This is a genomic window from Pseudomonas sp. UBA7530, assembly GCF_002479365.1.
Classification (GTDB): Bacteria; Pseudomonadota; Gammaproteobacteria; order Pseudomonadales; family Pseudomonadaceae; genus Aquipseudomonas.
This window is the reverse complement of sequence record NZ_DLMS01000001.1, coordinates 531,963-536,477: the sequence shown is the minus strand read 5'-3', so window position 1 is coordinate 536,477 and position 4,515 is coordinate 531,963. Positions and strand designations below refer to the sequence as shown.

General features: G+C 62.5%; 6 protein-coding genes. 5 read left to right on the top strand and 1 reads right to left on the bottom strand.

Annotated elements, in window-relative coordinates:
* Positions 1-379: electron transfer flavoprotein subunit beta/FixA family protein (locus tag B2U07_RS02600; protein WP_296275660.1), on the top strand; the 379-nt coding region annotated here is incomplete at its 5' end.
* Positions 380-1,309 (top strand): electron transfer flavoprotein subunit alpha/FixB family protein, encoded by a 930-nt coding sequence (locus tag B2U07_RS02595; protein WP_275544799.1) that lies wholly within the window; start codon positions 380-382, stop codon positions 1,307-1,309.
* 62 nt (positions 1,310-1,371) lie between these two features.
* Here B2U07_RS02595 and B2U07_RS02590 read toward each other — a convergent pair whose 3' ends face one another.
* Positions 1,372-2,298: an alpha/beta fold hydrolase gene (locus B2U07_RS02590; RefSeq protein ID WP_275544800.1), complete on the bottom strand. Its 927-nt coding sequence runs from the start codon at positions 2,296-2,298 to the stop codon at positions 1,372-1,374.
* Positions 2,299-2,411: 113 nt separating this feature from the next.
* On the opposite strand from B2U07_RS02590, the gene B2U07_RS02585 reads away from it, so the two are divergent.
* Genes B2U07_RS02585 through B2U07_RS02575 form a run of 3 tightly spaced genes read left to right on the top strand, consistent with a single transcriptional unit; the run spans position 2,412 to position 4,418 of the window.
* Positions 2,412-3,245 (top strand): substrate-binding periplasmic protein, encoded by an 834-nt coding sequence (locus B2U07_RS02585; protein WP_275544801.1) that lies wholly within the window; start codon positions 2,412-2,414, stop codon positions 3,243-3,245.
* Between the two features lie 10 nt (positions 3,246-3,255).
* Positions 3,256-3,606: a DUF4398 domain-containing protein gene (locus B2U07_RS02580; protein WP_197857280.1), complete on the top strand. Its 351-nt coding sequence runs from the start codon at positions 3,256-3,258 to the stop codon at positions 3,604-3,606.
* Positions 3,606-4,418 (top strand): OmpA family protein, encoded by an 813-nt coding sequence (locus tag B2U07_RS02575; RefSeq protein WP_275544802.1) that lies wholly within the window; start codon positions 3,606-3,608, stop codon positions 4,416-4,418. Before B2U07_RS02580 ends, B2U07_RS02575 begins: the two co-directional genes overlap by 1 nt.
* Positions 4,419-4,515 lie beyond the last annotated feature (97 nt).

The window sequence follows — 4,515 nt, the reverse complement described above, 5'->3', positions numbered from 1 at the left end:
CAACCAGACCGGCCAGATGCTGGGCGCGCTGACCGGCTTCGGCCAGGGCACCTTCGCTTCCAAGGTCGAAGTGGCTGGCGACAAGGTCAATGTCACCCGTGAGATCGATGGCGGTCTGCAGACCGTTGCGCTGAACCTGCCGGCGATCGTCACCACCGACCTGCGCCTGAACGAGCCGCGCTACGCGTCGCTGCCGAACATCATGAAGGCCAAGAAGAAGCCGCTGGAGACTGTGACTCCGGACGCGCTGGGCGTTTCCACTGCCTCCACCGTCAAGACCCTGAAAGTCGAAGCACCGGCTGCCCGCAGTGCCGGCATCAAGGTCAAGTCCGTGGCTGAACTGGTCGAGAAACTGAAGAACGAGGCGAAGGTAATCTAAATGACTATCCTGGTTATCGCTGAACACACCAATGCCGCTCTGGCTGCCGCTACCCTGAACACCGTTGCTGCCGCGCAGAAGATCGGTGGCGACATTCACGTTCTGGTGGCCGGCGCCAACGCTGGCGCTGCTGCCGAAGCTGCCGCCAAGATCGCTGGCGTGGCCAAGGTCCTGGTTGCCGACAACGCCGCCTATGCCAACCAGCTGCCGGAAAACGTCGCGCCGCTGGTAGCCGAACTGGGCAAGGGCTACAGCCACATCCTGGCTGCCGCCACCAGCAACGGCAAGAACATCCTGCCGCGCGTCGCCGCTGCCCTGGACGTCGACCAGATCTCCGAGATCATCGCCGTCGAGAGCGCCGACACCTTCAAGCGTCCGATCTACGCCGGTAACGCCATCGCTACCGTACAGTCCTCGGCTGCCATCAAGGTGATCACCGTACGTAGCACCGGTTTCGACGCCGCAGCTGCCGAGGGTGGTTCCGCTGCCGTTGAAGCCGTCTCCGGTCCGGCCGATGCCGGCAAGTCCGCCTTCGTCGGCGAAGAGCTGGCCAAGTCCGACCGTCCGGAACTGACCGCTGCCAAGATCGTCGTTTCCGGCGGCCGTGGCATGGGCAATGGCGACAACTTCAAGCACCTGTACTCCCTGGCCGACAAGCTCGGCGCTGCCGTCGGCGCTTCTCGCGCTGCGGTCGATGCCGGCTTCGTACCGAACGACATGCAGGTTGGTCAGACCGGCAAGATCGTCGCGCCGCAGCTGTACATCGCTGTCGGTATCTCCGGTGCGATCCAGCACCTGGCCGGTATGAAAGACTCCAAGGTGATCGTTGCGATCAACAAGGACGAAGAGGCGCCGATCTTCCAGGTTGCCGACTACGGTCTGGTTGCCGATCTGTTCGAAGCCGTACCGGAGCTGGAGAAGTCGCTCTAAGCCGCTTTTCCTGCTACGAAAAACCCGCTCTCGTGAGCGGGTTTTTTATTGCCTGCATATTGTCACTTCAGACTTTGCAGAAAACGCCGGTAGAGCAGGGCGCTTTCCTCGGGGCGTTCGAGCATCGGTGCGTGACCGACGTTATCCATGATCACCACGCTGGATTTGCGCAGCAGCGGCTGCATGACTTCGATGCTGGACACGTCCAGCACACGATCCTGCTTGCCCCAGAGCAGCAAGGTGGGCGCCTGGATTTTCTTCAGCTCAGGCTCCAGCGGGACATTGCGTTCGACGAGTTGCTTGAAGACCATCTCGTAGTGCGGGGCCTTGGCCATGGAACGCTCGCCCAGATAACGCTTGAGCGACTGCGGCAGATAGGGCGGCTCGACGAAAACGAACTGCAGCAATTTCTCGAAGTCCTGCGGCTGCGCGACCACCAATGGGTTGGCTTCGCCATGGGTCAGCAGGCGATACAGCTCGCTCCTGTGCGGGCTGTCGATCCCGGCGTTGGCGAACAGTGCCAGCGAGCGCACGCGATCGGGGTAGCGCGCCGCGAAGAGTGCGGCGATGTGTCCGCCCATCGAGTTGCCCAGCACGTGTGCCTGCTGGATGCCCATGGCATCGAGAATGTCCGCCAGACGTTCGGCCTGGGTGCCGACATCATAGCTGCCAGGTGGCAGGTCGCTGTCGCCGAAGCCGGGCAGGTCAAGGGCGATGACGCGATAGTCCTGGGTCAGGTGGCGGGAGAAACGCAGCCAGTTATCCTTGTCCGCGGCGAAGCCGTGGAGCAGCACCAGGGTTTCGCCGCTCGCCGGTCCTCCCTGGTAGTAATGGATGTTAAGATTGTGCACAGCTAGCCGCTCGTGACTGAGCCCGGCGCGGTACTGTTCGATCAGGCGCAGGCCGGCCAGTTGAGTCGCTGGAAAGAAGTACAGCATGGCTGCGCTTCCTGACAGTAGAAGTAGCAGTGCGAGCAGCAGTTTTTTCATGGCGCGTCCTTATCGCGAATTATTATGGCGGCGCCACTAAGCTAGCATGAACGCAGAAGATTACGGGGCGGCTGAGAGCCTCCTGCCGATCAACGCACAACCGAGAGTCGCCAATGCCTGAGCGTGGTCTGTTTAAGTCGCTGCTGCTGTTGTGCACACTGGCCGTGATGCCCGGCGCCGCCCTGGCCGCAGGTAAATGCGAACGCCTGGTGGCGACCGGCAACCCCGAATACCCGCCTTATCTCTGGCGCGATCCGCAGAATCCGCAACAGTTGATCGGTGCCAATGCCGATATGCTCAAGCATCTGGGCAAAGAGCTGGGTGTGGTGATCGACGTGATCCATACCGGGCCCTGGTCGCGCGCGCAGGACGAAGTGCGTACCGGCCGTGTCGACCTGCTTGCGGGCGCGTTCCTGACGCTGCCACGCCTGGAAAGCATGGACTACGTACACCCTGCATTCTTCTTCACGCCGAGCGTGGTCTGGGTGCGCAAGGGCGAGGCCTTCCCCTATGGCAGCTGGATCGACCTGCAGGGGCATACCGGCGACACCCTGGTGGGCAATAGCTTCGGTCAGCAGTTCGATAGCTTTGCCAAGCAGAACCTGACGCTCGAGGGCGTATCCAGTCTGACCCAGGCGTTCCAGAAGTTGCTGCTCGGCCGCACCGATTACGTGCTCTACGAGCGCTACCCCGGCTTGGCGCTCGCCGAGACGCTGGGCATGGAAGATGATCTCGAGGTGCTGGACCCGCCGATCTCCAGCGAGGGTCTTTACCTTACCCTTTCGCATAATTCGGCATGCAACGAGCCCTGGCTGCGTGGTCAGCTGGCGCGGAAGATGACAGAAATGGTCGCCGCCGGGCTGCCTGAGCAGTACCTGAAAAGCAATCTGGAACTGTGGAAGGCGCAGCAGATGCAGCCCGATCCGGTCGGCGACGTGACTCAGTAGGATTTTTTTAGTGATCAATCGAACTCTTCCCGTGCTGCTGGCGCTGGGCCTGGCGGCTTGCGCAAGCGATCCTGCCCCCACCGAGCAGTTGCGTCTGACCGAGCAGGCCTTGGCGCAGACCAAATCCCTGGGCGTAGCCAGCGAGCAGTCCGCGTCCTTGCGCCAGGCCGAAGACAAGTTCGCCCAGGCCCAGGCAGCCATGCAGGACGGTGAAAATAAGCAGGCACGCCAACTGGCCGAGCAGGCCGAGCTCGATGCGCGCCTGGCCGAGGCGGAGCATCTCAACGGCAAGGGCCGCGAGCAGCTGACCGAGCTCAACCAGCGTATCGGCCGTTTGCGCCAGCAACTGGGAGCCATGTGATGAAGGCTTTCGGTTATCTCGGCGGGCTATTGTTGGCCGGTGCCTTGCTCAGTGGTTGTGCAGCCCACCAGCCGGCAAGCGAGCAAGCGCTGGAAGAGGCGCGCCTGAGCTTCCAGTCGGTCAAGGAAGATCCCAATGTCCTGCGCGCCGCGCCCAAGGACGTTATTCGCGCAGGTGAGTCACTGGCGCGCGCCGAGCGGCTATCCAGCTACTGGGGCAGTGGCGACGACGTGCGTCATTACGCCTATCTCAGCCAGCGCTATGCCGATATCGCCCGGCAACACAGCGAGATTAGCCTCAATCATGAGCGCGCTGCCAAGCTCGAGCTGGAGCGTCAGCGCCTGCAGCTGACGTTGCGCGAAGCCAAGCTGCTCAGCGTGCAGCAGCACAACGGCTGGCTGGAAGAGCAGATGGTCAGCCTCGCCACTAGCGAGACCGAGCGCGGCCTGGTGATGACCCTGGGCGACATGCTGTTCGATGCCGGCCGCGCCGACCTGCAGCCGGCAGCCAACCGCACGGTGCTCAAGCTCGTGCAGTTCCTGCAGCTCAACCCGCAGCGGCGTGTGCGTATGGAGGGCTATACCGACAATACCGGTGACGCCGCCGAGAACCTCGAGCTTTCACGAGCGCGAGCGCAGGCTGTGGCCGATCTGCTGGTTGATCTGGGCGTGGATGCCAAGCGTATTCAGGTGGTCGGTTACGGCGTGGACTTTCCCGTCGCGGAGAACGCCTCGGCACGCGGTCGGGCGCAGAACCGTCGGGTGGAGATCGTCTTCTCCGACGAGCGAGGTCAGCTTGGCGCAGAGCGTTGAATCGCTGACATAGAGCATGCGAACCCCGGCGCGTCCGCAATGCTGTTCACTTAAGGTTGTACGCGCTTGGCTCCCCTCTCCCATTTATGGGAGAGGG

Coding starts and splice junctions, on each gene's coding strand:
- B2U07_RS02595 (WP_275544799.1), top strand. CDS start 380: ATGACTATCCTGGTTATCGCTGAACACACCAATGCCGCTCTGGCTGCC.
- B2U07_RS02590 (WP_275544800.1), bottom strand. CDS start 2,298: ATGAAAAAACTGCTGCTCGCACTGCTACTTCTACTGTCAGGAAGCGCA.
- B2U07_RS02585 (WP_275544801.1), top strand. CDS start 2,412: ATGCCTGAGCGTGGTCTGTTTAAGTCGCTGCTGCTGTTGTGCACACTG.
- B2U07_RS02575 (WP_275544802.1), top strand. CDS start 3,606: ATGAAGGCTTTCGGTTATCTCGGCGGGCTATTGTTGGCCGGTGCCTTG.